This is a genomic window from Klebsiella sp. M5al, assembly GCF_002090195.1.
Taxonomy (GTDB): domain Bacteria; phylum Pseudomonadota; class Gammaproteobacteria; order Enterobacterales; family Enterobacteriaceae; genus Klebsiella; species Klebsiella grimontii.
On sequence record NZ_CP020657.1, the window covers coordinates 3,064,370 to 3,090,315 of the forward strand.

Consider the following 25,946-nt stretch of genomic DNA (forward strand, 5'->3'; position numbering starts at 1 on the left):
TACAATCTGCTCACTATAATCAGTAAACCGGTTTACCGGAATGTAATCAATAAACTCTATTGATTACATATGGTTAAGTTACAGGGCTGCTGTGTTGTTCCTGCCTTGGCACGGATGCTGCAATGTTCTTACTGGCGAACAAATATCTTACGTAGCGTTTGTCCTGACTGTGTTGGCGAGTGCTCCACTCCGCAGGTAAACCGGTTTACTAGCATGTAAACCGTGTCGGAGGGGGCATTTTCCGCAGAATGGCGAACATTTTCCCGGCAACAGCGATGGGAGTTATCAGATGCAGCAGCCACACACTACCCCGCCAAGGGTGGAGATGATCAACATCACCAAGACCTACGGGTCGATACGTTCATTGCGCGGAGTCAATCTCGAGCTGGCTCCGGGCGAGGTGCTGGGCTTGGTGGGCGATAACGGCGCGGGGAAATCCACCCTGACCAAAGTACTCTCGGGGGCGGTGATCCCCTCCGGCGGCACGATTCGCATCGACGGCGAACAGCAGCAGTTCGCTAATCCGGCCGATTCGCGCCGCTGCCATATCGAGATGGTCTACCAGGATCTGTCGCTGTGCGACACGGTCGACGTCGCGGGCAATCTGTTTATGGGCCGCGAGCCGATGAAATCGGTCCTCGGTATCCCCTTTCTCGACGAGGCCAAAATGCACGCCGACGCCCGGGAGATGCTTAAAGGACTCGGGATCTCCATTCCGGATACCCGCCTGCTGGTGCGAAATCTCTCCGGCGGCCAGCGTCAGGCCATTGCCATCGCCCGCGCGGCGGCCTTTGACCCGAAAGTGCTGATTATGGATGAACCCACCGCCGCGCTGGCCGTCGCGGAAGTTGAGGCGGTGCTGGAGCTGATTCGCCGCGTTTCCGCTCGCGGCGTGAGCGTGATTCTGATTACCCACCGCCTGCAGGACCTGTTTCTGGTCTGCGACCGGATCATGGTGATGTATGAAGGTACTAACGTCGCCGACAGACGGGTGGCCGACACCAGCCTGAGCGATATCGTTAACCTGATTGTGGGCGAAAAATTCACCGCCCGCTCTGCGGCCGCACATTGAGGTAACAGGATGAGTATCATGAACTTAAGCAGCTCCCGCATGATCCAGCATTCGCTGCCGCGCCGCCTGCTGCATAACCACTCCGGCGTGGTCAGCATCGCGCTCTTTTTCGTCTTCTGCTGCGTGGTGTTCTCGCTGATCACCAGCAACTTTCTCACCGGCACCAACTGGCTCAACATTATCCGTCAAAGCGCCCCGCTGCTGATCGTCGCGACGGCAATGACCCTGGTCATTACCACCGGCGGCATCGACCTGTCGGTGGGTTCCACCCTCGCGCTGGTCGGCGCGCTTTCCGCTATCGCCCTGAACAACTGGGGACTGCCGTGGCCGGTGGTTTTGCTCGGCGGCCTGTTGCTCGGCGGCATCGTTGGCGCCATCAACGGCTTCTTTATCGCCTATGAGGGCATACCGGCGTTTATCGTCACCCTCGCCACCCTGGCTGTGGTTCGCGGCATCGCGCTGCTGGTCACCCAGGGCTACTCGATCCCGGTTCCGGCTGACAGCCTGTTTACCTTTATTGGCCGCGCGTGGGTTGTGGGAATCCCTATGCCTGCGTTGATCGGCATTATGATTCTGCTTATCGGGCACATCGTTCTCAACCATATGCGTTTTGGCCGCTACGTGACGGCTATCGGCGCCAACGCCGAAGGCGCGCGACGCAGCGGGATTAACACCAAAGCGGTGACCATGAAGGTCTATATCATCAGCGGCATGGCCGCCGCGCTGGCGGGGATGATTATCACCGCGCGCCTCGGCAGCGGCTCCTCCAACCAGGGCGAAGGTTTTGAACTGCAGGTCATCGCCGCCGTGGTGCTCGGCAGTACCAGCCTGTTTGGCGGCTTCGGCACCATTATCGGCACGCTGCTGGGCGCGCTGTCGATTGCGGTGATTCAGAACGGGCTGATCCTGTCGCATATTTCGCCGTTCTACACCCAGATCGCCACCGGCACTATTATCCTGCTGGCTATCTGGCTGAACACCCGCATTCTCAACCCCGCGCGCTCCGCGGCAAAAGGATAGCAGATGAAAGGATCAATTTTTCGCCATCCCGACCCGCTGCCGGTCGGCGTCAGCAGCGGTTACGTGATGACGGTGCTCGGCCCGCTGCCGATAAGTGAAATGGGCGTGACGCTGATGCATGAGCATATTCTGCTGGATGCCTCCGGCAAATGGGTGCCGCCCTGCTGCTGTAGCGATCGCCATCTTGCCGAAATGCCGGTGAAAATGGAAAACCTCGGCGAACTGTCGCTGAACCCGCTGATGAGCCGCGATAACTGTCAGCTGTTTGACGTCGACGTCGCGATTGAAGAGCTGACGAAATATCGCGCCCTTGGCGGGGAAACGGTAGTCGATCCGACCAATATCGGCATTGGCCGCGATCCCAAAGCGCTGGCGCGTATCGCCCGTCTGACCGGCCTGAACATTATTATGGGCACCGGCCTCTATCTGGAACACTCGCACCCCGAGTGGGTTAGAACCAGCAGCGTTGAACGGCTGACCGAGCGGCTAATCTACGATCTTGGCGGCGGGGAAGAGAAACCGGAGGTGCTCGCCGGGCTCATCGGCGAAATCGGTATCTCAAGCCGCTTTACCCCGGATGAGGAGAAATCCCTGCGCGCTGCGGGCCGGGCCAGCGCCGCGACCGGCGTGCCGATCGAGGTCCACCTGCCCGGCTGGGAACGGCTGGGTCACCGCGTACTGGACATTCTCGAGCAGGAAGGCGCCGATCTGCGCCATACGGTGCTGTGCCATATGAATCCCAGCTTTGCCGATAAGCGCTACCAGCGGGAGCTGGCGCAGCGCGGGGCGTTTCTCGAATACGACATGATCGGCATGAGCTATTACTACGCCGACGAGTCGGCGCAGTCGCCCTCCGACGAGGAGAACGCCCGCGCAATTCGCGAGCTAATTGACGACGGCTATATCCAGCAAATTTTGCTATCGCAGGACGTCTTCCTGAAAACCATGCTCACCCGCTACGGCGGCCACGGTTACGGCTACATACTCAAGCATTTTGTTCCCCGCCTGCGGCGCCACGGCGTCAGCGGCGAACAGCTTGAAACCTTGATGATTGGAAATCCCCAACGGGTCTTCGGCGGATAAAAGGAAAGTCATAATGCAGAAAAAAATCTTACTGGTCGGTGAGTCCTGGACCAGCACGTCAACACACGTTAAAGGCTTCGATCAGTTCGCCACCGCCACCTGGCACACCGGCGCGACGGATTTTCTGGCGGCGCTCGCGGACAGTGCCTACGCCATTACCTACATGCCCGCCCACGCGGCGGCGACAGACTTTCCGCTGACGCTGGAAGCGCTGCTGCAGTGGGATGCGATTATTCTGTCGGATATCGGCGCCAATACGCTGCTGCTGCATCCGGACACCTGGCTGAAAAGCCGCCGAACCGCCAACCGTCTGACGCTTTTGCATGACTACGTGGCCGGCGGCGGGTCGCTGATGATGATCGGCGGCTATTACAGCTTCCAGGGAATCAACGGCGGCGCGCGTTATCGTAATACCGCGGTGGAGAAAGTGCTGCCGGTCCGCTGTCTGGCATGGGACGATCGCATTGAAACGCCGGAAGGTTGCTATGCCGAGGTGACGGAATCCCACGCGCTGTTTAACGATATTCCGGGCGAATGGCCGTGGCTGCTGGGTTATAACGAAGTCGAAATGCATCCGGAGGGCAAACTGCTGGCGACGGTCGCCGGTACCGGTCATCCGCTGCTGGCCATTCGCGAATATCAACAGGGTCGCTCGCTGGTGTGGACCAGCGATATGTCGGCACACTGGCTGCCGGAAGAGTTTGCCAAATGGCCCGGCTATCGTCAGCTGTGGATTAACTGCCTTGACTGGCTGACGGAACATCGCTGATGACCACCACCCTTGAACTCGCCCGGCAGCTGCTGGGCTTTAACACCATCAACCCGCCGGGCAGCGAAGCGGACTGCATGCGGTACTTTGCCGACTGGCTTAACGCTAACGGTTTTGCAGTTTCGCTGTCGTCATTCGGCGAGAGTCGCAGCAATCTGATCGCCTGGCTCCCCGGGGCAACGCCTGGTAAACCGCTGGCCTTTACCGGGCATCTGGATACCGTGCCGCTGGGAAATGCCCGGTGGCGGTACGACCCTTTCGGCTCGCAGATGGAAGACGGGCGCCTTTATGGACGCGGGTCCAGCGATATGAAAGCGGCGATAGCGGCGTTTGCCGTCGCCTGCGTTCAGCAGCGGGAAACGATCCTCGCCGGGCGCGGCGCGGTATTGCTGATTACCGGCGGGGAAGAAACGGGCTGCGACGGCGCGCGGGCGTTGATCGCCTCCGCGCCGTTGCCGGAAGTGGGCGCGCTGATCGTCGGCGAGCCCACCGCCAATTATCCGGTTATCGGCCATAAAGGCGCGCTCTGGCTACGCTGCGAAACGCGGGGAAAAACCGCCCATGGCGCGATGCCGGAGCTGGGGATTAATGCTATCTATCTGGCGGCGGATGCGCTGGCTAAAATCCAACATTTTTCGCCGGGCGCGCCGCATCCGCTGATGAAGCAGCCCACGGTAAACGTCGGACGTATTGAAGGCGGGCTAAATATTAATTCCGTGCCGGACCGCACGCGTTTCGATGTCGATATCCGCAGCGCGCCTGATTTACAGCACGCCACCATCCGCCAGCGGTTGACCACGCTGCTTGGCGAGAGCGTCACGGTGTCGACGCTGGTCGATCTGCCCGCGGTACTCAGCGAACAGGATCACGCGTGGATAAAACAGGTTTATCAGCGCTGCCAGCCGCTGCACGATCGGCCGCTTGAGCCGCGGGTGGTGCCCTACTTTACCGACGCCTCGCTGCTGCTGCCGGCGTTGGGCAATCCGCCCTGTATCATTCTCGGCCCCGGCGAGCCGTCTATGGCTCATCAAACCGACGAGTACTGCCTGCTCAGCCGGCTGGAGGAGGCTGAACAGCTGTACGGGAACCTGATTCGCGACTGGATGGCGTAAATCGGCCGCGGCGAAGGCAAAAAATACGTGACAGTGTCACTTAATGCCGCTGCCGCGCCTTCAATCCGCCGCAGGAAAAATCAGCGATTAGCGTTTGAATAAAATCGCGGAATAACAGAGGATAACCGCCTCGCATCCGGAATAGCTCATCGCCAGCAAGGAGGCATTACCATGTTCGTGAAAATCAGCCCGCTGCTCATTTGCACCCTCGCTTTACTCCTTTCCGCCTGCTCGGGTAGTGCTTCTGCGCCGGACAGCACCGAAGACGCTAAAATATCGGCAGAAGTGGATAAGATACTTCGCGATTATCATACGGGTTCAGATACTTCACCGCAGGCCAATGCCTCACGCTATCTGGCCCAGATCCAGAAGGCTATCTTCGCTAAGATAGACCAGCCGGCGTCCTGGCAAGGGCAAACATGCTCGGTGCGCTTAACGCTACAGCGTGACGGGACGGTGGAGAATCCAACGGTCGAGAACGGCGATCCGGCGCTATGCGCGGAGGTGATGTCCGCGCTGAAACAAGCCACAATCCCGCCTGCGCCAGACGAAAAAACCTATCAAACATTCAGTCATGTCGTTCTGGACTTCAGGCCCTGACAGATCTTTGTGGGATCCTTGCGCAGAGGCCATTCGGCCCCTGCTTCATTGTCAGAACTCAATGCGCCCGCCGAAATTATAGCGCCGCCCTTCCAGCATCGCCGTCTGCCGGTAGGCGGTGGTGTAAACCGGATTTACATCAAACAGATTGTAGATCCCGCTCATCAGGGTGACGCGCTTAGTCAGGTGGTAACGCGCGCCTAAATCCACCAGCGCGTAGGCGTCCGTTGCGCTGGACTTGCCGATATCCGGCGATCTGCTGCGCCAGCTGGCCCTGGTCCATAGTTCCAGATCGGAAGTGGTGTTCCACGTCAGCGAAACGTTGGCCATACTGCTGGGGAAATCGTTTAGCGCATAGCCTTTATACTCGCCGCTTTTCTGTTCGCTGTGGGTGTAGGTATAGTTGGCGTTCGCCTTCAGCGCTGCGGTCACCTGCCAGTCGCCGTTCAGCTCCACACCGTAGATCTGCGCATCACCGACGTTAATATATTGCGACACGCTATCGGCGGTATAGCCGTTGTATTGGCACTTCTGGGTAGCCGATGAGGTACAGATGGTATGGTCGCTGATTTTATCTTTAAATTTGGTGTAAAAAAGGGTGGCGTCGAGCGCCAGGGCATCCCGCTGCCAGTACACGCCCAGCTCGGTATTGATGCTTTGTTCCGGCTTGAGATCGTCGTTGCCAATACCGATTTCAGAATAAGGATAAGCCCCGTAGACGCTGGTAAAACCGGCATTATTCTGGCGTAAATCCGGTTTTTTATAGCCGGCGGACACGCCCCCTTTCAGCGCCCAGGTTTCGTCAATGGCCCAGTTACCGTACAGCTTAGGCGTAACGTGATAACCGAAATAGCTATCATGATCGAGGCGCGCCGAGGTCGTCAGGGTAAAGTCCGGGACGATCATCCACGCGTCTTCCGCGAATACCGCCCAGCCGTGGCGGGTAATTTTACTGACCGGGGTGACGCCGGGCGCCTGTTTGTCCGCGATACCGAAGGTGTCATTCAGTTCGTTGCGCGTAAAGTTGACGCCTAACGTCAGCTTGTGATCGGCCAGCGTAAAGGTGTTCGCGCTATTGGCCTCAAAATTATTCTGCTTAATAAACTGCGGGTCCATGCCGGGCACGCGATATTCCGTGCGGGCCTTTTCGTAGCTGATAAAGTTCTTCACCTCCAGCAGGTCATCACCGTACCACGCATGCTGTGACAGCGAGGCCGCATCGCGGTCAAAACCCCAGTACCACTCTTTATCGTTATGGGTTTTCTCCTGATTGCCTTTGGTGGCGTTCAGATCCCAGAGCTGGGTATCGGTTGGCGACAGAGAAATCGTGGCATCCAGATTTCCGGACTGATGTTTAACAAAACGTTCTTTCGTGGGGCTGTCATCATCGCGACGATCAAGATAATCCGCGCCCACGCTGACCCCGAGTTTACCCGGCACTACCGGCCCCATAAAGAACGCGTTAGTCTGGTTGGTGTTGCCGTATTCGCTTTTCTCCTGCAGGAAGTAATTATCCTCCAGCACCCCCGTCCATGCGTCGAGGTTATACGCCTTTTTGGTGATGACGTTGACCACGCCGCCAATAGCGTCAGAGCCGTACAACGAGGACATCGGCCCGCGAATGACCTCAATCCGTTCAATAGCGGCCAGCGGCGGCATAAACGCCGCTTCCGTCCCAATATGATGCCCGTAGGGACGAGATTCGCGGGTAGATTGCTTGATGCCGTTCACCATATACGAGGTATAGGTCGAATCCATGCCGCGCATCTGAACATCGCCGGTCGCCAGGCTGCCGTGACCGTTGCCCACCAGCACGCCCGGCATCTCGCGCAACGCTTCGGATATGTTCTGGTTTGAGCGGGTATTCAGCGCCTTCTCATCGAGCACCGAGATCGTCGCCGGCGCCTCGCGTCGCTCCTGGCTGAACCCGCTGGCGGTGACGACCATCTGCTCTTCGTTTACCGAAGCGCCATCTGCGGCGAAGGCTGCCGCGGGTAGATTCAAGGCGAGCGCCATCGCCACGTCCAGGCGTGTTTTTATCGTCACAAAAAAATCCTTAGAATTTAGTTAGATCAATCTTGAGAACGTAGTCAGCCTGGTCGCTTTTTTCGTCCTGTTTGACGCTGGCATAGAGCGTTCCGCCATCCGCTGAAAGCACCAGGCTGTTGGGCATGGCCGCCGTTTTGATGGTGTGTTTGAGATGGTTGGTTTTCGCGTCGATGACGCTTATCGAGCGATCGTTACGATGGGTCACATAGATTTCATCGCGCCCGGCGTGATAGAGCACGGCGATGGAGTTTGGCGAAGCGATACGATCGACCAGCTTGCCGGAGTCCAGCCGCACCACCAGCACATCGCGGGTATTGGTATCGGCGATATATCCGACTCCGGCGGCGCTGTTCAGGGCGATATTGAGGAAATAGTGCTCGGATTCAGCCGGGTCGACCTTCACCCGGGAAAGCAGTTTCGACGTTTTGCCATCGAGGATAACCAACTCCCCGTTGCCGGTCACCGCATAAACCTTCTCACCCGCGGTAGCAACGGCAAACCCCACCGGGTCGATGTTCTTCAACGTATCAATTAGCTGCTGCTTGCGGCTATCGACCACCCAAAGCAGGCCCTGGCCCTTGCGCCCGATCCCTGACACATACAGACGCTGGTTTAGCTTATCCAGCACCACTTCGCGGACGTGGGCCTGTTTTTCCGGATCTGAATCATCGCTGAGCTGAAGCGTTTTAATCACCCTATTGGTCTGCGTATCCAGCAGCGTCAGCGAACCATCCAGCGCATTGCCCAAATACAGGATATGGTTTTCTTCATCCAGAGAGAGCGCAAAGGCGCGGCGTTCGGTGGCGATTTTCTCATCAATCCGCAGAGAGTCGGCCGCAAGTCGAAACACGACGCCCGCCGTTTTATCTTTATCAAATGAGGGCGCGGAGGCGGCATACAGCGCCTTCTGACCGCGATCATAGGCCAGTTCATAAACGCCATGGCCAAGAGGCTGAGAGCGGAATTCCCGCTCGCTGAAATCTTTTGCCGACGCAGAAAGCGCATGCAGAGAAAACGAAATGACCAGCGCGCCGCGCACGGCTTTCTTCAGGGATGCGATAGACATGTAATTTTTCTTTACAGTATTTTACGGAATGCAAACAATAATGAAAATGAATATCGTTTGCAATTACATATTCCTCCCTCTTCCCTACCATTTATTGTGTTGTGATAGACGCCGCTGCGGTGTAGGTGCCGGCGGCCATACCGCCATGTTGAGAACCCATCACCGGGTAACCCGCTGTAATTTGCTGACTAACTCCGCCAGGCTCCCCGCCTGCATTTTCTCCATCACCCTCGCCCGATGAACCTCCACCGTGCGTACGGCAATACTCATCGCCTGCGCAATCTCCCGATTCATGAGCCCTTTCATCACCAGCAGCGCAAGTTCTCTCTCTTTGGGGGTAAGTTGCTGATAGCAATCGACGACTTTTTTCTGTGCAAAGCGCTCGCCGGAGACCGTGAGCCCATGTTCCAGCGCCGCCTGCAGCGGTTTTAGCGAAACCGGCTTTTGCAGAAAATCCACCGCACCGCGTTTCATCTCCTCTACCGCCATCGGCACGTCGCCATGCCCGGTCAGAAACACCACCGCCAGGGTACTACCGCGCTGACGCAGCGCCTCGTGAACCGCCTGGCCGTCCAGCACCGGCATCCGCATGTCCAGCAGCACAACACCGACCTGATACAGATCGGCCTGCGCAAGGAACCGTTCCCCCTCTTCCCAGCACACCGCCTCATAGCCCAGGCTCTCCAGTAAAAAAGCGCATGCCCGGGTCACTGCCGGATCGTCATCTAAGAGATGAATTATCGCCATTGTCGCTCCGCTCTTCTTGATGCGTGAATGCCAGTACCACTACCGCGCCGGGCCGTCCATCGGGCGCCGTTTGATTCCTTATGCCGATCTCTCCCCGGCCATAACGCACCAGCCGCTGACAGATAACCAGCCCCAGCCCCATTCCCTCTTGCCGGCTGCTCTTAAACGGCTGGAATGCCTGCGCTAGCTGCGCGTCATCGATACCGCCGGCGTTATCCTGCAGGACGATCCTCACGCTTCCGGCATCGCGAACGGCATCAATCCACAGCATCTTCGCTCCGGCCTGCGCCGCATTGAGGATCAGATTCGCCAGCACCTGCTCAAGCAGAACAGGCGGTAAGACGATGGTCAGGGCGTGGTCTATGTTGCTTATCATCCGAAGTCCGGGAAACTGTCGCGGCACGTGCAGCCACTGCCAGACATTATCAATCGCCTGAACAATGCGAACGCTCTCCCACTTTTCGGCCGTAACGGATTCTCCTTGCGCCTGGCTCACCCAAAGCCGCAGATTACGCAGCGTCTCCGCCCCGCGCTGCGCCTGAAGATCAATGTTCTCCAGCGCCGACAGTAAAGGGTGCTGCGGATCCTGCTTCTGCAAGCGGATCGAACAGCCCTGAGCATAGTGCCGGATAGCCGACAGCGGCTGATTTAACTCATGTGCGAAACCCGAAGTCATTTCGCCGAGTACGCTTATTTGACGGGCCGTTTCAAGGGCCTGCTCCTGCTCGCGCAGCCGGATGGCGCTGCGTTCAAGCTGCCTGCCGCGCCGTCGCACCAGCAGCATCACCCAGATATAATTGAGTATCAGTAGTATCAATATCAGCCCGGCTCCCGCCACCAGCAGGCGATTCTGAACAAACCAGTTCCTGACATCCATCCATAACAGTCGCTGCTGAGGATGCTGTTTCAGTTCGCGCATGAGCGCTTCGGCCTGGCTGGTTGAGGCAGGCGCGCCCCAACGAAAAACCGCATTATCAGGCGCATTAAGCAACACGCGGGTCACGCGATCGGCCACCTCGTCGCTTACGGTGGGCAGCGCGGCAAAAGACCAGTCTCTGTAAAGCCGGGTACTGGTTACGCAAGGTGCGGATTCCGGGCGTGTTATCAGCGCGACAAAATCAACTTTATCAATCAGCCCCTCTTCATCCATCATTTCCAGCAGACACGCCGGAACAATGGCTGCCTGCACGGCATTTTCGCGCAGCAGATAAATAAGCGCATCGGCTGGAAATCCGGTGAAGCGCAGATGGAGATCGCTGTCTGGCCGCAATCCGGCATCGCTCAGCGCTTTGTATCCCAACAGGTAGCCGCCAAAAGCCAGGGGATCGATGGCGCCAACCGTTTTCCCGATCAAATCCATAGGCGTCTTAATTTCACCGTCGCGACGGGCCAGGATGACGCTTCCTATTATGTTCTTCACGCCATGAGAAGCGCGCAATGAGGCCAGCCAACGTAAGGGGAAATGAGTATTTAGTTGAACAAACTGCCCGGGGTGGGTCACGACAAACTGCACGCTACCGTTCTTGACCGCTTCCTGCATCTCATGGAGATCCAGCGGACGAATATGGAACTGCTGATCCGGCATCTGCTGATTCAGAAATGATTCCAGCGGCTGCCAGCTGCTGCGAGCAATGGCATCGCCGCGAATCGACAGCAGACCGATATACCATGAGTCCGCCCGTGCCGGACAGATCAGCAGTAATGTAGAGATCAGCAGCGCCAAACGCCCCATCGTTTTCGCTCCCACTCAACCATCCCTTTCACTATATTGATTTAAATCAACTATTAGACGGGTATGTGGTTAACCACAATAGCGATCCCCCCGCCGAGATTTTTACACTACGAATCATCAACACTGTTTATGTATCACAAGCAAGTCAATGATGTTGTAAATATTTCTTAGCCGCCGCGCGAGGGGAAAATATGGGCAAAAGTAAACTACCGTTTCTTGGGCAGTCGGGCATTGCGAGCGCCGACGCTTCTCGGGTTCCGCACATCCAGGCAAAAAAAGAACAGGTTCGGTCTCGCTCCCAGGAGATCGGCTGGCTCTTGTGGGCGTTACAGTATGTTTTTTTTATCGGCGTGGCGCTGTTTGTCTCTGTCCGCTGCGGGAGCAAAAAGCTGACGCCGCTGCGCGAGAGACGCGTGGACCTTCATCAAACCGCCTGTTCCGGGTGTTTTTATGTCTCTTCAACTCCGAAGTCGAAGATGCCCCGGAGTGCACCATTGACTCTGTTATTCAGCCGGGCGTTTACGGCACCATTTTCTGCTAAACGTTACGCCGTCATCGATCGGCGGATTTATACCGTGGGCCATTTCCGCGATCGGCATGCTGATGTTCTGGCGCATGGTATTGTGTCGTTATATTTTTGCCCTCTATCCCCAGCCCACCGTTCCGGGCTGCGGGACCTGCCAGCCGCGGCTTAGCGCGCTGACTCACTGACCGATTTTTTTGCCATGCGGATCCGCTCGTGAGGGGGGCATGGCGTTGGTTACCGGCCAAGGTCCCCCCCCGCCGGCTGGCGTATTTCTGATGATAAATGAAGCGCTAAATTGATAAGAGATAGAGCCTGAGCACCCGCCTCCTGAATGAGACGTTCTTCTTTATAACCTCAACACCACTGCGCGCCGTTTTTTCTGATAAGGCGCAATAATAGCATTAGTATATTTAATCATTTATGAAAAAATGAGTTAACGATATTCTTATTCAAACGAGACAGCGTATTGTATAGTTGTCCTGTGCTTAACTTGCTAATTTCCAGCGTAGCGTATTACTTCTCCCGCTCCCGGTTTTAATGCTTATTACGGCTCCGGAGTTTTCCATCTGGCATAATAAATAGCGCATGCTGTAAATACTAATATCCATTTCGTTGGCGATCTCTCGTGTCGTCAGCCAGATTTCACTTTCGGATTGTTTTAAATGTAAACGACTGGTCGTCAGGCGTTTCATGCTTTGTAACGTACGGTACTTATCATCTGATTCATCACCGCCTTCAGGAGAAAGTTTTGTTTTCCAGATAAGCCGATCGTCAGCATATTCCGGAACATGATGCTGGATAATTTCAGCGTATTTTTTTGAAACAGCCTGAGAGCCTAACCACAGTACGAAGTCGCTATACCTTTTTATATTGAGTTTACGCATAATAGAACGGCGATAGCTGCTCAATGCTTTTATAGAACAACCCATTTTTTGCGAAATTTCATGATGCCCCAAGCCTTGACTTAAATACCCTAACATCAACTGTTCTCGCCATACCAGTTGGTAAGGCCCAGGGCATTTAGAACAGTTTGGCTTACGCAGATCCGGAGGGCCACTCATCGAATCAGCGAAAAATAAAGAAAACAATTTTCTGCGAATAGTGGCCACGGAGTTTCTCATGGTAATAACGGCATTGATGACCGGACAGTTAATATTCCGATCGTAATGCTCGCTACGCGGATATACGCTTAACCATTTTTTACCTAACATTTTGAACTTATATTCATTGTGTGTACGGAACTCATGACACCCCACCCAATCAAACACTTTTTCACCCGGCGTGTGGAATTTCACGATCAGATCCGCGGCCATAGGCTCGCTAGTCTTAGAGATAATCACTCCGCCCTGATACTCCTCTTCAAACAACTCTTTCAACAGGAATATAAGCCCCATGGAAAAATAATTATTCTCAGTTGCTATATGCACTGGCAAGTGTAGTGGTTTAGCAGTAGGTACCATAATGAACCTCCTTCCGGTTTGATTCAGCTCGTCCTGTTTACATATATGAGCTTAAGTTAATTATACAATTGAATTAGTACAAAGACTCTCGAGTACACGAATTATATATTAAAAGAAAAGTAAATATTTAACCTTTACATTTACATTGTACGTTGTTTAACCACTCGAACTTTCCAATGCTCGACATAGTTTCCCCGTTCTGCTGGGTCGCCGTATTCATTTACTTTCACCGCTAATTCGGCTTCACCATTCAAGCGTATTTTTTTTGCAACCACCCGCAGCCAGGTCGGCAGCTCGCTAATTTTTTCTTGCAGTACCAGACCAGAAAGATCGGAGTCTGCAATCAAGGTTCCGTCAGTCAGACGACGTATAAACGAAAGCGTTAATTCGGTTGCCGACTCATTGTCGGGTAATACCTCGTTACCGGTATGGATGACCCGGAACCAGGCTTCGTTACCGGCGGCTAATGTATTTTCCTGTTTAATAAAGTTATGTAACCATTCCTTGTCGCGTACCTCCCTGTTTTTCATGGTTTTCTTTATAGCATCGCTGACGCGCTGATTAGCCCTGGCAAGATGTTGTTCAAACGCCTCCTGAGACAGGCGGCGTTCTCCGCGTAGCGTTTCCGTTATCCCCGCCAGAAATAATTTACGATCAATCTGAACACCTTGTTCATTTCGCTGTTCAAGCAGTTCAACAATATCAACACCCATCGCCATACCGGCGGCAAAATCCGCTAAATCTTGTTCACTTGTAGGGAGTGGTGGATACTTTGCCAGCTTCAGATTTTTTTGCATTTCCTGCGTCAAACGCTTCCACTGCCCATTCTCCGCCTCCAGTTTGCCGAGCTTTGACATAATTAAATGACGTTCTTTGTCGTTATTTTTTAAAATAACATTTTCACCCTCACGCTGGGCTAACTTATCGCGCATGCTTTTTATTTCGTCTTTCTGTTTCAGATATAGCTCTTGTATCATTCGCTCTGAAGGCGTGGCGGAAATATGTTGAATAACCGATTTCAGCCAGCGACCAAAAATACGAGAATCAGGAAGATAAACGTCTATTTCGTTCTTGTTTATTGTTTTTTGCTCCCTCCTCACCTCCGGATATTTGATAACGCCAGAAGGCGGAATATCAGGAGTTTTCGCAGATTCTTCATCTCTCTCTTTTATTTTTGCCGGCGCCGTTGTGGCTTTCACCGCGACGGACGGCCTGGCGTTAATCTTTTCTTTAGCAGACGCTTTTGGCGGCGTCTTTGATTTTTCCCGCGGCGCAGGACGTCTCTCTTCCTGCGATTGCTCGCTGCTTTTATTGACTTCTTCGCGCTGGGTCCAATCCCTGGCATAGTTTAAGACATCGGCCTGAACGCATGGAATCATCGTGACACCGAGAATGAAGACGATTGCATTCCCTGCTCGATGACTCATTCGAGTTTATCCCCTGTTGGTTTGACTGCCAGACTATTTAGCATTTCTCCACGGATCTCTGAACATAGTTTTACCGCCTGGAACTTATATAAAGCATCAATGGCATGACGCGTTTCTGGATTTACTGAGTTACGCACGGTGGTATATCCGGAAGCTCCGTGCATGACACGCTCAAACCGGGCCTTTAATTCGGCATATCTGAGTTGATTAACAGTTCCCAATGCGTTTAACTCTTTTTCACACTGTACCATATCGACTTCTCCTTCCGGATTTGTCGGCGGCGCAACCGCTTCCCCTGAGGAAGTCACCAGCGATGGTGCTTTTTTAGGAACACAGCCGGTTAAAAAAAATCCCGCAATGATAACTGCGACAACGCCTGATTTAATCATTATTTTCTTAACTCCAGAATTAATATTCATCGCTATTTCTTCATCGCCAGCGTGACAATGAATATTTATGAAGGTTGCGATGGTGAAGAATATGCCATTCAATACCGCCCTGAAACACATTCAGGGCGATTTTAATTATAAATAATTTACAGCCAGTATCCCGGTTCCGCTAATTGGACCGGTACTGGTCGGCGTACCATTCAGGGTTACCGTAACATTTAAGTTATTTGTTTTACCGGATGAAACTCTGTTTGTTTGTAGCGCCAGACCATTAACAGTAACCTTCGCGGTAACGCCACGTCCCAAATCAATGGTGTCCCTGCCGGTGGTAGAAACGTTACTCAGATATAAGCTGTAAGTCACCCCTGCATCGCTACAGGCCATCGTTGCGCTTCTTGTCAGCGATTGCCCTGATACGGCCCCCGGCGCCATATCGTCAAATGGAAAGGACAGAGCGCTGGTGCTCATGCCACACCACTCCGGATCGGGTTCAGGATCAACGGTCCCAGGGAATCCTGGCTGACAAGGTTCCGCTAATCCAGGAGCATAAACGGTGTAGAAATCACCGGTCCCCGGGTTTATTGCTCCAAAAATCAGGCACGGCGGTGCGTGAGCAGGGTACGATGACGATGGGGGCAATGCGACGCTGGCGGTACCGGAGAAACCATATTTCTGATAGAAGCGAGCGGCCATCATCTGATGCGTACAATAAAACGGATTATCAGTACAATAATCTGTTGTAGTGCTGCCATCAGATTTACGCACAGGATCGGTATTGCTTACGGTCATAATTGGTTGCCTGGTTCCCCCGCCAAACCAGTGACCGTTCATTGACGTTGTCCAACCATAAATCATATATAGCCCCCAGGTTGCGGCCCTGGTTGCTTCTATCGAGGCGAAAGTCTGCGCATTTAAATCTGTAGCCCAGTTGACCGCGACGGAACCCCCGTTTGCCGTGAGAGACTGTACCGTCGGGCATCCGCCCCCCTGATTGCCAAAGGCATTACAATCCGCCGCCGAAGCAGTTTCAGACCATAGCAGAGCATTGCCGAGTATTATACCCGCCGCCAGTATCAATCTTTTTAAGTTTCTCTTTTCCATAAGCACCCTACCGCGTTAAATAGAATTCCGACCACGGATTCCGTTACAGATATTCCGCCTTCAAGGTCACCGTCGCCTCGAACGGCCCTTCAGCCAACTCAATATTCGGCCTTTGCACCAGCAATGCTTCGATTTTGGGTATCGCCGAAAGGCTGATTTCTATCGGCGAATCAAACTGAAAAGGCTGACCGTCACGAAAGATCTTCACCCCAAGATTGCCGATATTGCCCATCGATGTGGCAACCGTCGCGCGGTCGGTAGTATCAAATGTCGCCAGGGTTCCCCGAACGCTAAGCATCAGTTTCCAGTCTCTACCGGCAGTGCTGTCGCATACCAGGTTGTACGGCACATCCTGACGATAAACGCCATCACTGACCTTTTTGATCGACAGACGATCGCCAAACGGCACGTGAATGGTTTTATCGTTGTCTATCGAGCACGGCGGCGGATTGACCAGCATCCCTTTAAAGATGACGTCGGCTTCATTGGCGGCCATCGCCGGACTAACGCCAACGAAAAGGATGTTGAGTAAAAGCGCGGCTGTTGTTAGCTGACGCATTAGATAATCCTCATTGATAGCTAAACACCATAGTCGCTGAACCGTTAAATGCCCCGTCTGGTAGCGAGGCGTTGGTCTGCATGACCGGAACCGCATACAGAGCCGGAGGTTTATTTTCGGCATAGGTAAAACTCAGCACTCCGCTATTGGGAGCGATAGTCGTTTTACTCGCGTCGTACACTTTTATCCCAAGGCCCGTTACATCTGTGGTAAACAGCTGGCCGTTAAATGACGCGCCGTTACCTTTGAGATTAATTTTTAACGTATTACGAAGCAGGTTTGTGCATTTCAGCGTATAGACAATCGGCGTTTCGTAGTTCGCACCATCAATTCGGGTGGTCAGTACTTCACCAAAATTGACCACAATCTGTTGATTGTCATTGATTTCACATTCAGGTTCGACAATATTGCCGGTGATAGTCAACGTGGTTGTTCCACCGTCTGATGCCAGGCCGTATGGTGATGCGGCTATCAGGCAGCAAAGAACGGCAAGGCGCCCTAATTTCCATGTTTTCACTTTCTGCCTCCCGTCAGCTTTCAGGCGTGATAACCGGCTGCGCCTTACAGGCGGAACCGGTACACTGGAATGGCAGCAAACGTAAGCTACCGTAATCATTCACAAAAACCAGAACTGGCGTTGCGCCCAGGTCAGCTGCGCCCACGTTCAGCGCCGTCTGGGCCTTTGGCGCCACCATTATCGGTTCAAATCCTTCCTTGCCCTTTCCCTTCACGCTGCTACGACCTTCAACAAACGTCAGATGGTACGGCGTCGGGTTATTCAGCGTGTAGCGATTGCCATTTTTAGCCAGCGTCACGTTCTGAATGCCGGGAAAGGAATCGTATTTCGCATCAACCTTTATGGAGGCCGGACGCCAGAAAATTTTCAGCCGGGTCTGCAGCGCCAGCGTTAACACGTTTGGCTTATCGCTGCGCGGCGGAATTTCACGCAGGTTGAACCAGAACACGCTCTCCCTGTCTTTCGGCAGCTTGCCGATATCCGGTAGAACCTGAACCCGCACCGCGCTTTTGGAACCGGCTTCAATGCGCTGCACCGGCGGCAATACCATCAATGGGCTCGTGACTTTAGCCTCTGTTTCATCTTCTATCCAGGTCTGCGCCAGATAGGGTTCCTGAGTATTCCGATTCGTCACGCTCATACTGACGCTTTTGTCTCCTTCATTAACGATCACCCGTGAACGGCTAACCGTTAATGCCGCCTCAGCGGGTAACAAAGAACTCGCCGATAACACTGCAACCGTGGCAAAAACGAGCGTTTTCTTCATAACGAGCTACCTCTAGTCGTACTCAAGCAAAAATGTTGTCACGCATTCGAAATCCCCTTCGCGCACCCGGCTATGGACCGGCGCGGAAACAAAAGCCTGGAAATTTAAATTGGTGTCACCCGCCGTCAAGGTTGCCGGACGCATGGCGGTATTAGGTAATACCGGCGTACCATCCGCGTCTTCAACGGCGATAGCGATCCCGCCCGCTGTCCCGGTAACCGCGAAAAGTCCTGGCTGATCGACATCTTCTGTGCCCATGAACGTGACCTTTACCGTGCTTCCCAAAGACAGGTCGCAGTTGATGAGCATGATCGAGAAACGCTCGCGTTCACTCAGGTGATATTTGATAAACGTTTTCGACGGTATGTTGCGAAAATCAACGATCTGATCTTCTGAATCCACGTGCAGTTCACACGGGTCAGCCACCAGATTACCGGTGAAGTAAACATCCGTATCAGCATGCGTGGCCGGTACACTGACCAGCAGCAGCATGGGAAAAACCATCAGGCTTAGCGCTCGCGCTATGTGTCTTTTCATTATTCGTACTCCAGGCCGACATTCACTACGCTGCGCCATTCATTGGCCAACAGCGGCGCAGGAAGACGCCACAGCTGCGCCTGAAACACCAGATCGTTGCGCCCGGGAGTCAGGATCTGCGGCCGGCTTGACATACCAGGACGCAGAAGCTCGCCCCGCGGGTCGCTCAATCGCAGCGCCACCCCTTTCACGCCTCCATGAACCCTGAAGAACCGACTATCCGTAGGTTCTGTTTCCCCGTAAATCGTCATTCTTACGGCGGATTGCCCGTTAAGCATCAGCGAACCCCGCATCAACTGATGGTCTCGCATAAACTGATACTCGCCGGGGCAGCGATCTAATTTGATATATATCGCCACCGGCGTCGTAACCGAACCTGGCTGATCCAGTCCCCAGGCGACGGTACTGCCCAAATCGATCTCTTGTTCCGCCGATTCCGGCAGCAGTACACACGGAGACGCAACCAGCGTGCCCGTGGCGCGAATCCCACCGTTGAGGCCGTCGGTGTCCCAGTTTGCGGCGCTAGCCACAGAAACGACCCCGGCTGTTAATAGCCACAGAATCAAGGTGGTACGACCGAATCCATGTTTCATCAGGCATCTCCTGTGTCCAACACCCGCTTCCATCAGGATGCGGGTTTGGCTGTCGCACGGCAGACATTACCGTTGCAACTAAACGGCAAAGTGGGTTTACCGCCGAAGTCGTTAATCGTGGTGACGTGCGGCGTCGTAAAGTGCGAACTGCTCACCATCGCCGTCGATTTTGGCGCGACCATGACCGACTGAAACCCCTTCGCCACGGCCATGTTCGGCGCGGGGGTAATGCCAATCACCGTCATGTAATACGGCGTCGGATTCTCCACCCGATATCCGCCGTTCACCTTCTGCAGCACCAGTTGGTTATCCCAACGGCTATACTTCTCCGGCAGGATGGCTTTTGGCCGGTAAAACAACTTTATTTTGGTGTGCAGCGCCAGCTGCATCACATTAGGTCGGTCGCTCTTAGGCGGTACTTCACGCACGTTGAAATAAAAAAGGCTCTCTCTGTCCTGAGGCAATAACGCCGCGTCCGGCATTGCATTAATGCGCAAAACGCTTTTTCCCTTTGCCTCGAGCCGCTGGAGCGGGGGGACCACGACCAACGGACCGCTTATTTTTTTCCCCTGCTCATCTTCAATCCATCCCTGGGCCAGGTAAGGCATTGACGTGCTGTCGTTAGTAATGTTCAGGGAAATGCTCTTCTGCGAACCGGGAAAAATCGCCCGCGTTCTGTCCAGGGCGATCGCCGCCTGTGCATCATTCAGCAGACCTGACGTCAGCGTTCCCAGCAGAATAGCCATCGTCGTTTTATTTACTTTCATTCCTTCACCATCCACTTTCTCAGCCGCGAGATATCGGTTTGCATGGCAGTAACAGCTGCTGTGCAGGGAGGACTCGCGGCAGTACGACTTCACACCGGGCGGAACCGCCCCAGTGCACGGTTAAATGCTCATCCGGATTCACGCCGGTCAACCAGGCCAGTCCGCCATCGCTGACCATTCCCAGCTCGCGCTCTTTGGCGTTATGCACCGTCGCGCCAAACGGCGGATGACGACCATCTTCCTGGCTGAGGATGGCGACGACTTTCGCGCCCTTTAACACATCGAAACGGCGGAACCCGATGGCGCCTTCGGTAAGCGCCAGCTCAGCAATTGGCGAGCCTGAAGTCTCAACGTCGTCTGGTAAGCGGTTAACGTCAATTTCGGCACTGGTGCGGAAATAGTTCGGCACGCCAGGGATCACCGCGATACCAAAGGCGTTGGTGTAACTCTGATACCCCACAGGCACTCCGCTCACCCCATCGGTGCTGACCATCAGCCGGGTCCCCCCCTGTACCCCACCTGAGTGCAGCGCCACGCCTTCAGCCGTTGCGGTCATACCGCCGCTGGCTGAGATACCAAAAGAGGTATACTGGCTTTGTGCCCAGTTAAAGTTGGTAGTAACATCGGCCATACTGCCAGGGTGCGAGTAATAGCCGCTCATCTGACTGCGCGTTCCCTGCCCGCCGCCTATGCTGTTACCGGCGTTAATGCGGTAATAATCATTATTTTCCAGACGATCGCTCCAGCTGGCGTTTTGCGTATAGCGGTCGCGGTTAATGCTTCCGTTGTACCCTACCGTGCCTGAACCAAATGGCATGGTGAGCGAAATATAGGCCGTGTCGTCCTTACGTCCGTTAAACTCGCTGCGCGCCGCGTTGAGCGATAACGAAAGATGTCTCCAGTCGCCCAGATCAAAATACTTGTTAAGAGAAACGCTGTAGCGATCGGTCGCCGGGCGGTTCCAGTAAGTCTGATGCGACCAGTTAATACTGGTGGAGAGGCGCAGGTCCTCGAAATTCTTGGTCGCCTGGAGGGTATACAGCTCTTTACTGTTACCGATATAACCTTCCCGGTAGCGAATATCTAAATACTCACCCATGGTGAGATAGTTGCGCTCGGAGAAGCGGTAGCCGGCAAACGTGACTTCACTACTGAGTTCATCAAAGCGTTTGGAATAGCTGAGCCGCCAGGATCTTCCGTGACGGTTTTTATCGCCCGGGAAGCGGGCGCTGGCATGGGTAACGTCAGCGGACAAGGTGCCGTAGACGCTCATATCACGACCTGCCCCGAGTGCCACGCTGTTGTAGTCCTGCGAGAAAATACCGCCGCCATACACCGACCAGGCATTCGTCAGGCCCCAGGAGAGCTCACCGGTCGCAAAATAAGGTCCCTGTGTACTGTGGCGATAGTCCCTTGGCCGACCGGTGGTCAGCTTGTAACGAAGCTGGCCGGGACGCGTCAGATAAGGAACCTGAGCCGTATCCACGGCAAAGGTCTGCACCGAGCCATCCTGTTCTTCAACCCGCACATCCAGCCTGCCGGTCAGGGCGCTGCTCAGTTCCTGAATACGGAACGGCCCCGCCGCAACGGTACTTTCATAGATCACTCGCCCTTGCTGGGTGACCGTAACCTTCGCGTTCGTCCGCGCGATACCCGAAACTTCAGGGGCATAACCGCGCAGTTTCGGCGGCAGCTGGCTTTCATCGCTGACCAGCGATAACCCGGTGTAGCGCCACGAATCAAAAAGATCGGAAGTGAGATAATCTTCACCAACGGTAAGCTTTGACATAATGCCAGGCAGCGCGCGATAGGCGTAGAATCGGCTCCAGTCAAAGTCACAGTTGGTACTGTTCGGCCGTCCAGTGGTGTTGTAATAACTTCCCTGATAATCCCCTCTTAAGCGCCATGGACCCAGGTTCACCCCGGTGGTGCCGCTGACGCTGGCACTCTGGCTCTGATTCCCGCGCCGTGGGAAGGTGACGTTAGTGTTGAGGTTGTAATCAAATAGCAGGCCAGGAATACCCTCTTCCCAGCGGGAAACTGGCAGCCAGGAAGCATCCTGGTACTCCAGCCATGCCTGAGGCATGGCAACCTGCAAGGAGGATTCGGCCAGGTCGCCGCGTAAGACAATACCTTCAAGCGCGCTGAAATCGGCGCAACGACCGCCGTCAAGCCACTGAATCATTTTGAGCGCGTCTTCACGCAGCCCAAGTAAATCGACTTGTTCAGGCGTCAGGCAGGCTTCGACAACCAGTTGATCCTCGCGTATTCTTTCAACGAAAGTAATATCCTGATCGGAAATCCCGCGATCGTTAAGTCGCATACTCAGCGTGTAGGTCCCGGGCATAATATATCCGGCCCGAGAAAAGCGGGATAAATCAATATTCTCGCGGTCCTCAGAATCCAGAATATCCACATTAAATTCTACCGCCACAACGGGTGATGTAGAACCAAAAATGGCAATAGCAATGTAAATACCCAGACGCCGCAGGTAATAAGCTGGTGGTCTGCTTTTTTTCATTTTTTTAAATCCATTTATTGCCTACCAGAATTCACCAGTGGGAAAGTATCTATTACGGGAAAAATGGATGAGGAGGAACAAAGATTCCCAGCCATTTAATAACGCCTTAACTTACTGATAAGTTACCATAAAGCGAATAATTCCGTACCAGTCACCTTCCGACAACGATTTTCCGCCGCGCACCAGCGATAATAAATAACGCAATTCATTATTGTCATTTTGTAACATGACGGCTGGCATCGGAATGCCGTCTTGCGCCACATCGCCGATCTGGCTGTGAATACGTAGCCCAAGCCCCTGAGCATTGCCATAAACTTTAAATATATCGCGACGAAATACCTCCGTTTCCCCACTAAAAGTGATGTTCACGCTTTGCCATAAATCGCCATGACTTCTTTCCAGTGAACAGTTCACCAGACGAACAGCGAAGGGTTTAATAATCGCTTTGCCTTCCTCGTCGAGGTCATTATAAGAAATCACCCCAAAGGGTATTTCCTGCCAGATATCATCAGTATGAATAGAGCAAGCTGATTCCTGAATTTGACCATTCATTGTGACAAGCCCTCTGCCCTGATCGGATGCCACAGCGCCAGAAGATATTGCCAATAAAAGACTCAACGTCAGGCAACGCGTAATTTTTACCATGACTGTGCTCCTGAATATCGGGCTGCAGACGCAGCCCGAATAAAACTACTTGAGAACAGGCTAAGACTTATTGATAAGCCAGGGTAAAGTTAGTCACCGCCTCAAAATCACCCGGAGTGACGTTAGTCACTGACGCGATTTTTTCCAGGTAAGCGCTAAAGCTCAGAGTGTTGTCGCCAATGCCAAGAACGCGCCCGGCAGTAGGCTTATCTAAAGTCACCATCGTGCCTGAGTAATCCTGGATACGAACGCCAGCGCCCGCAGCCTGACCGGTAATAGCCAGCATGGTCATGTCATTAGGAACGTTGCCGCCATTGAAGGTGACAGTGACGGTGTTAAACATCGGGTCGCCGTTTGAATCCTTCGCGAAGGAGCAGTTTTCCAGCTCAATGTCGAACGGACGAGGAGTAGAGATACCGCCGTTATCCAAATGCGTATTGGAAATCTGACCCAGTTCGATACGCTGATCGCCGTAGCCATTTTTAATTGAGCATGGAGCATCAATAATCGAACCCCAGAAGGTGACCTTGCCGCTTCCCTGATCGGCCTGAGCTGCGAAAGAGGCAACACCCATAGTGAGAACAACAGCAGATGCAATTTTGCTAATTTTCATAATACATTCCGTTATATTAAAAGTTACTGGATAACCATCCTGAAAAATAACCCTCAAAGAGACTGAACGCAGATAGAGGGATAAAAACCTCTATATTTCTTCTCGAGTTACGCTTATTCCTGACAGCGAATTCATACTAACGCGAAAAATCTTACAATCAAATATATGCACCTGCTGAAACGATCATTACGAGCTAATAATTTTATAAAAAAATATCCAACAGGATAAAATCCCGTGCGTGTAAGGTAATACGACAACGCATGTGAAAATATTACTAATAATTTAAAATAAACTATTTGTATAATTTAAAAAGATCGCACGCATAGTTACACAAAAATAAAAACTGTTATTTTTCAGACGCTTGGACAAATACCCAGGAATTTAATAACATTAGGATTTTTCCATGAGAAAATTCCTAATACATAATGCAAAAAAGGGGGTTCAAAAGACGAAAAATCCTATGAAATGGATGGGCGTTCTATATAGAGAAGAGCGAGAAGGAGCGATATTTTTACCACCTGGTCAAAAATACGCCTTATAGACGAGGCTACATTATAGATATGTGGCCAGGACGATCATGATCCACAGCAAAAATTTCTACAGAATTTCGTACAGGAAGCGACAAGATATGAATTGTTGCCCTATCGCGGCAGCTGATAGAACCGACTAACCGCTCCAGGTTAAATCGCAAGCAAAAGATAAAGTTAAACCCGTACATCAAGAGGTGTTATTTTGCCCGTTCCTTGTTATTCTGCTGAATTGTTGTCCAGGTGATTATCATTCAGCATTACGCTGCTGCAGAAACTCTCCTGGCCACGGCGCTATTCTTGCCAGCTCAATATTGAAACCAATAAAAGGAAGAACGGCGAGCTTATTCACACCTGACGCGCAGGTGTTTTTTTCTACAGGGAGAATTATCGTGAGATTTGCATCAGTTCCTTTCAATCAGAATCAGGTGGGATGGCCGCTCAACGACATTGACCATCACAGACAACCGCAGCTGAGCGGCGACATCCAGGCCGACTGGGTGATAGTCGGTTCCGGCTATGCCGGCGTCAGCTTTGCCCGCCGGCTGGCTAGCCTCAATCCGCAGCTGAATATCGTGCTCATCGACGCTGAATGCGCCGCGACCAGCTCCTCAGCGCGAAATTCCGGCTTTATTATCGGCCTGCCGCACAATATCGGCAGCTCTACCGCCGAGCTGAAAAAAGCGCAGGATTACCGCGCCCTGTTGCAGGAAGGGATCCGCCTGCTCGATGAAACGGTGACCGAGCACCAGATCGCCTGCGAATGGGAAAACGTCGGCAAATACCACTGCCAGATAGATCCGTCCAGCGAAGCCATTATGCAGGAGTACGTGGATAACCTGCAGCTGATGCAGGAGCCCTACAGCCTGCTGGACGGCGAAGCGCTGTACCAGAAGCTGGGAACCCGCCTCTACAGTAAAGGGATCTATACTCCCGGCTGTATTCTGGTCAACCCGGCAAAACTGATCGCGGGCCTCGCGCGTCATCTGCCGGAAAACGTCACCGTTTACCATCAGACCCCGGCGCTGGCTATGCGCCAGGAAAACGGCGGCGTCAGGGTGACGACGCTGCAGGGTACAATCCGCGCCGCCCAGGTCATGCTGGCGACCAATGCCCTCTCCCGCGAACTCTCGCCGACCGTGAGCCGTCAGGCGTCAATGGCGACCTACGCCAGCATTACCGCCCCGCTCACGGCGGAGCAGCGTCAGCGCCTGCCAGAAATGGAAAGTTGGGGGTTAACGCCGGTCAATGCTATCGCCGGGGCCACGCTACGCTATACCCACGATCATCGTTTCCTGGTTCGCCAGCATGTCGATCCGGCATTGCGCGGCGTGATTACCGCCGGGCAGACCGCCACCGCCGCGCGCCAGCATCTGGCGCTGTTCCACACGGCCTATCCGCAGCTACGGGATGTCACGCTGGAGCGAACCTGGTCCGGGACCATCAGCGTCACCCGCAACGGCGCGCCGGTCTGGGGAGAGCTTGCGCCGAAGGTATGGACAGCCGGAGGCTGTAACGGCGCCGGGGTATCCAAACAAACCATCGCCGGGACGCTACTTGCCGATCTGGCGATGGGACAGGACAACCCGCTGATCGCCGCCATGCAGTCGCTCGGCCAGGCAAACTTTATGCCGCCTTCCCCGTTCCTGGATATCGGCGTAGCCGGGGCATTATGGAAAGAGCGCTACATGGGCCGTAAAGAGATGCCCGTGTAGTCGCGGTCTGACAGGTTTCACTGCCCGTGCGTG

Annotated in this window: 25 protein-coding genes; 8 read left to right on the forward strand and 17 right to left on the reverse strand. The window is 53.8% G+C overall.

Annotation, left to right across the window (positions count from 1 at the left end):
* Nucleotides 1–325 precede the first annotated feature (325 nt).
* The 6 genes from BWI76_RS14600 to tolA all read left to right on the forward strand — a co-directional run bounded on the left by BWI76_RS14600 (nucleotide 326) and on the right by tolA (nucleotide 5,656).
* Complete coding sequence (locus BWI76_RS14600) at nucleotides 326–1,072, forward strand: ATP-binding cassette domain-containing protein (protein WP_024358147.1); 747 nt, start codon at nucleotides 326–328, stop codon at nucleotides 1,070–1,072.
* Nucleotides 1,073–1,090: 18 nt separating this feature from the next.
* The gene (locus BWI76_RS14605; RefSeq protein WP_004136967.1) at nucleotides 1,091–2,092 is read left to right on the forward strand and encodes an ABC transporter permease; all 1,002 of its coding nucleotides are present in this window, start codon (nucleotides 1,091–1,093) and stop codon (nucleotides 2,090–2,092) included.
* 3 nt (nucleotides 2,093–2,095) lie between these two features.
* Entirely contained in the window at nucleotides 2,096–3,175 is a 1,080-nt protein-coding gene (locus tag BWI76_RS14610) for a phosphotriesterase (protein ID WP_004136965.1), read from the forward strand.
* A 13-nt stretch (nucleotides 3,176–3,188) separates the two neighbouring features.
* The gene (locus tag BWI76_RS14615) at nucleotides 3,189–3,944 is read left to right on the forward strand and encodes a glutamine amidotransferase (RefSeq protein ID WP_004136964.1); all 756 of its coding nucleotides are present in this window, start codon (nucleotides 3,189–3,191) and stop codon (nucleotides 3,942–3,944) included.
* Nucleotides 3,944–5,056, forward strand: a complete 1,113-nt coding sequence (locus tag BWI76_RS14620) for a M20 family metallopeptidase (RefSeq protein ID WP_004136962.1) — start codon at nucleotides 3,944–3,946, stop codon at nucleotides 5,054–5,056. The genes BWI76_RS14615 and BWI76_RS14620 overlap by 1 nt, the downstream gene beginning before the upstream one ends.
* A 171-nt stretch (nucleotides 5,057–5,227) precedes the next feature.
* Nucleotides 5,228–5,656 carry a cell envelope integrity protein TolA gene (gene tolA, locus BWI76_RS14625; RefSeq protein ID WP_064371770.1) on the forward strand — a complete coding sequence of 143 codons (429 nt, stop codon included), beginning with the start codon at nucleotides 5,228–5,230 and terminating at the stop codon, nucleotides 5,654–5,656.
* Nucleotides 5,657–5,707: 51 nt separating this feature from the next.
* Here the strand turns inward: tolA and BWI76_RS14630 are convergent, their stop codons facing one another.
* The 4 genes from BWI76_RS14630 to ttrS form a co-directional block, all read right to left on the reverse strand.
* Nucleotides 5,708–7,672, reverse strand: a complete 1,965-nt coding sequence (locus BWI76_RS14630) for a TonB-dependent receptor domain-containing protein (RefSeq protein WP_049089816.1) — start codon at nucleotides 7,670–7,672, stop codon at nucleotides 5,708–5,710.
* 40 nt (nucleotides 7,673–7,712) lie between these two features.
* A complete protein-coding gene (locus BWI76_RS14635) occupies nucleotides 7,713–8,771 on the reverse strand; it encodes a YncE family protein (protein WP_064371771.1) in 1,059 nt (352 codons plus the stop codon).
* A 159-nt stretch (nucleotides 8,772–8,930) separates the two neighbouring features.
* Entirely contained in the window at nucleotides 8,931–9,518 is a 588-nt protein-coding gene (gene ttrR / locus BWI76_RS14640) for a tetrathionate respiration response regulator TtrR (RefSeq protein ID WP_024358141.1), read from the reverse strand.
* Nucleotides 9,493–11,265, reverse strand: coding sequence for a tetrathionate respiration histidine kinase TtrS (gene ttrS / locus BWI76_RS14645; protein ID WP_004136430.1), 1,773 nt, complete (start codon nucleotides 11,263–11,265; stop codon nucleotides 9,493–9,495). The genes ttrR and ttrS overlap by 26 nt, the downstream gene beginning before the upstream one ends.
* 176 nt (nucleotides 11,266–11,441) lie before the next feature.
* Between ttrS and BWI76_RS28120 the strand changes: the two genes are divergently transcribed.
* Nucleotides 11,442–11,945 carry a hypothetical protein gene (locus tag BWI76_RS28120; RefSeq protein ID WP_145977451.1) on the forward strand — a complete coding sequence of 168 codons (504 nt, stop codon included), beginning with the start codon at nucleotides 11,442–11,444 and terminating at the stop codon, nucleotides 11,943–11,945.
* A 316-nt stretch (nucleotides 11,946–12,261) separates the two neighbouring features.
* On the opposite strand, the gene BWI76_RS14650 is transcribed toward BWI76_RS28120, so the two are convergent.
* The 13 genes from BWI76_RS14650 to BWI76_RS14705 form a co-directional block, all read right to left on the reverse strand.
* Nucleotides 12,262–13,236 carry a helix-turn-helix transcriptional regulator gene (locus BWI76_RS14650; protein WP_004136428.1) on the reverse strand — a complete coding sequence of 325 codons (975 nt, stop codon included), beginning with the start codon at nucleotides 13,234–13,236 and terminating at the stop codon, nucleotides 12,262–12,264.
* A gap of 140 nt (nucleotides 13,237–13,376) precedes the next feature.
* Nucleotides 13,377–14,663: an FKBP-type peptidyl-prolyl cis-trans isomerase N-terminal domain-containing protein gene (locus BWI76_RS14655; protein WP_004136426.1), complete on the reverse strand. Its 1,287-nt coding sequence runs from the start codon at nucleotides 14,661–14,663 to the stop codon at nucleotides 13,377–13,379.
* Nucleotides 14,660–15,082, reverse strand: a complete 423-nt coding sequence (locus tag BWI76_RS14660) for a hypothetical protein (protein WP_224231806.1) — start codon at nucleotides 15,080–15,082, stop codon at nucleotides 14,660–14,662. Before BWI76_RS14660 ends, BWI76_RS14655 begins: the two co-directional genes overlap by 4 nt.
* 105 nt (nucleotides 15,083–15,187) lie before the next feature.
* Nucleotides 15,188–16,153, reverse strand: a complete 966-nt coding sequence (locus tag BWI76_RS28125; RefSeq protein WP_145977452.1) for a hypothetical protein — start codon at nucleotides 16,151–16,153, stop codon at nucleotides 15,188–15,190.
* A 43-nt stretch (nucleotides 16,154–16,196) separates the two neighbouring features.
* Nucleotides 16,197–16,712: a fimbrial protein gene (locus BWI76_RS14665; RefSeq protein ID WP_004136423.1), complete on the reverse strand. Its 516-nt coding sequence runs from the start codon at nucleotides 16,710–16,712 to the stop codon at nucleotides 16,197–16,199.
* A 10-nt stretch (nucleotides 16,713–16,722) separates the two neighbouring features.
* Entirely contained in the window at nucleotides 16,723–17,229 is a 507-nt protein-coding gene (locus tag BWI76_RS14670) for a fimbrial protein (protein ID WP_148677672.1), read from the reverse strand.
* Nucleotides 17,230–17,242: 13 nt separating this feature from the next.
* Nucleotides 17,243–17,995 (reverse strand): fimbria/pilus periplasmic chaperone, encoded by a 753-nt coding sequence (locus BWI76_RS14675; protein WP_004136419.1) that lies wholly within the window; start codon nucleotides 17,993–17,995, stop codon nucleotides 17,243–17,245.
* Between the two features lie 12 nt (nucleotides 17,996–18,007).
* Nucleotides 18,008–18,487 (reverse strand): fimbrial protein, encoded by a 480-nt coding sequence (locus BWI76_RS14680; RefSeq protein ID WP_227493322.1) that lies wholly within the window; start codon nucleotides 18,485–18,487, stop codon nucleotides 18,008–18,010.
* Nucleotides 18,488–18,531: 44 nt separating this feature from the next.
* Nucleotides 18,532–19,125: a fimbrial protein gene (locus BWI76_RS14685; protein ID WP_004136415.1), complete on the reverse strand. Its 594-nt coding sequence runs from the start codon at nucleotides 19,123–19,125 to the stop codon at nucleotides 18,532–18,534.
* Between the two features lie 32 nt (nucleotides 19,126–19,157).
* Entirely contained in the window at nucleotides 19,158–19,892 is a 735-nt protein-coding gene (locus BWI76_RS14690; RefSeq protein WP_004136414.1) for a fimbria/pilus periplasmic chaperone, read from the reverse strand.
* Between the two features lie 19 nt (nucleotides 19,893–19,911).
* Nucleotides 19,912–22,413, reverse strand: coding sequence for a PapC/FimD family outer membrane usher protein (locus BWI76_RS14695; protein ID WP_004136411.1), 2,502 nt, complete (start codon nucleotides 22,411–22,413; stop codon nucleotides 19,912–19,914).
* A 111-nt stretch (nucleotides 22,414–22,524) separates the two neighbouring features.
* Nucleotides 22,525–23,058 (reverse strand): fimbrial protein, encoded by a 534-nt coding sequence (locus BWI76_RS14700; RefSeq protein WP_024358135.1) that lies wholly within the window; start codon nucleotides 23,056–23,058, stop codon nucleotides 22,525–22,527.
* A gap of 67 nt (nucleotides 23,059–23,125) precedes the next feature.
* Nucleotides 23,126–23,671, reverse strand: a complete 546-nt coding sequence (locus BWI76_RS14705; RefSeq protein ID WP_004136407.1) for a fimbrial protein — start codon at nucleotides 23,669–23,671, stop codon at nucleotides 23,126–23,128.
* 919 nt (nucleotides 23,672–24,590) lie between these two features.
* On the opposite strand from BWI76_RS14705, the gene BWI76_RS14710 reads away from it, so the two are divergent.
* Entirely contained in the window at nucleotides 24,591–25,913 is a 1,323-nt protein-coding gene (locus BWI76_RS14710; protein ID WP_004136405.1) for an NAD(P)/FAD-dependent oxidoreductase, read from the forward strand.
* The last annotated feature ends 33 nt before the right edge of the window (nucleotides 25,914–25,946 follow it).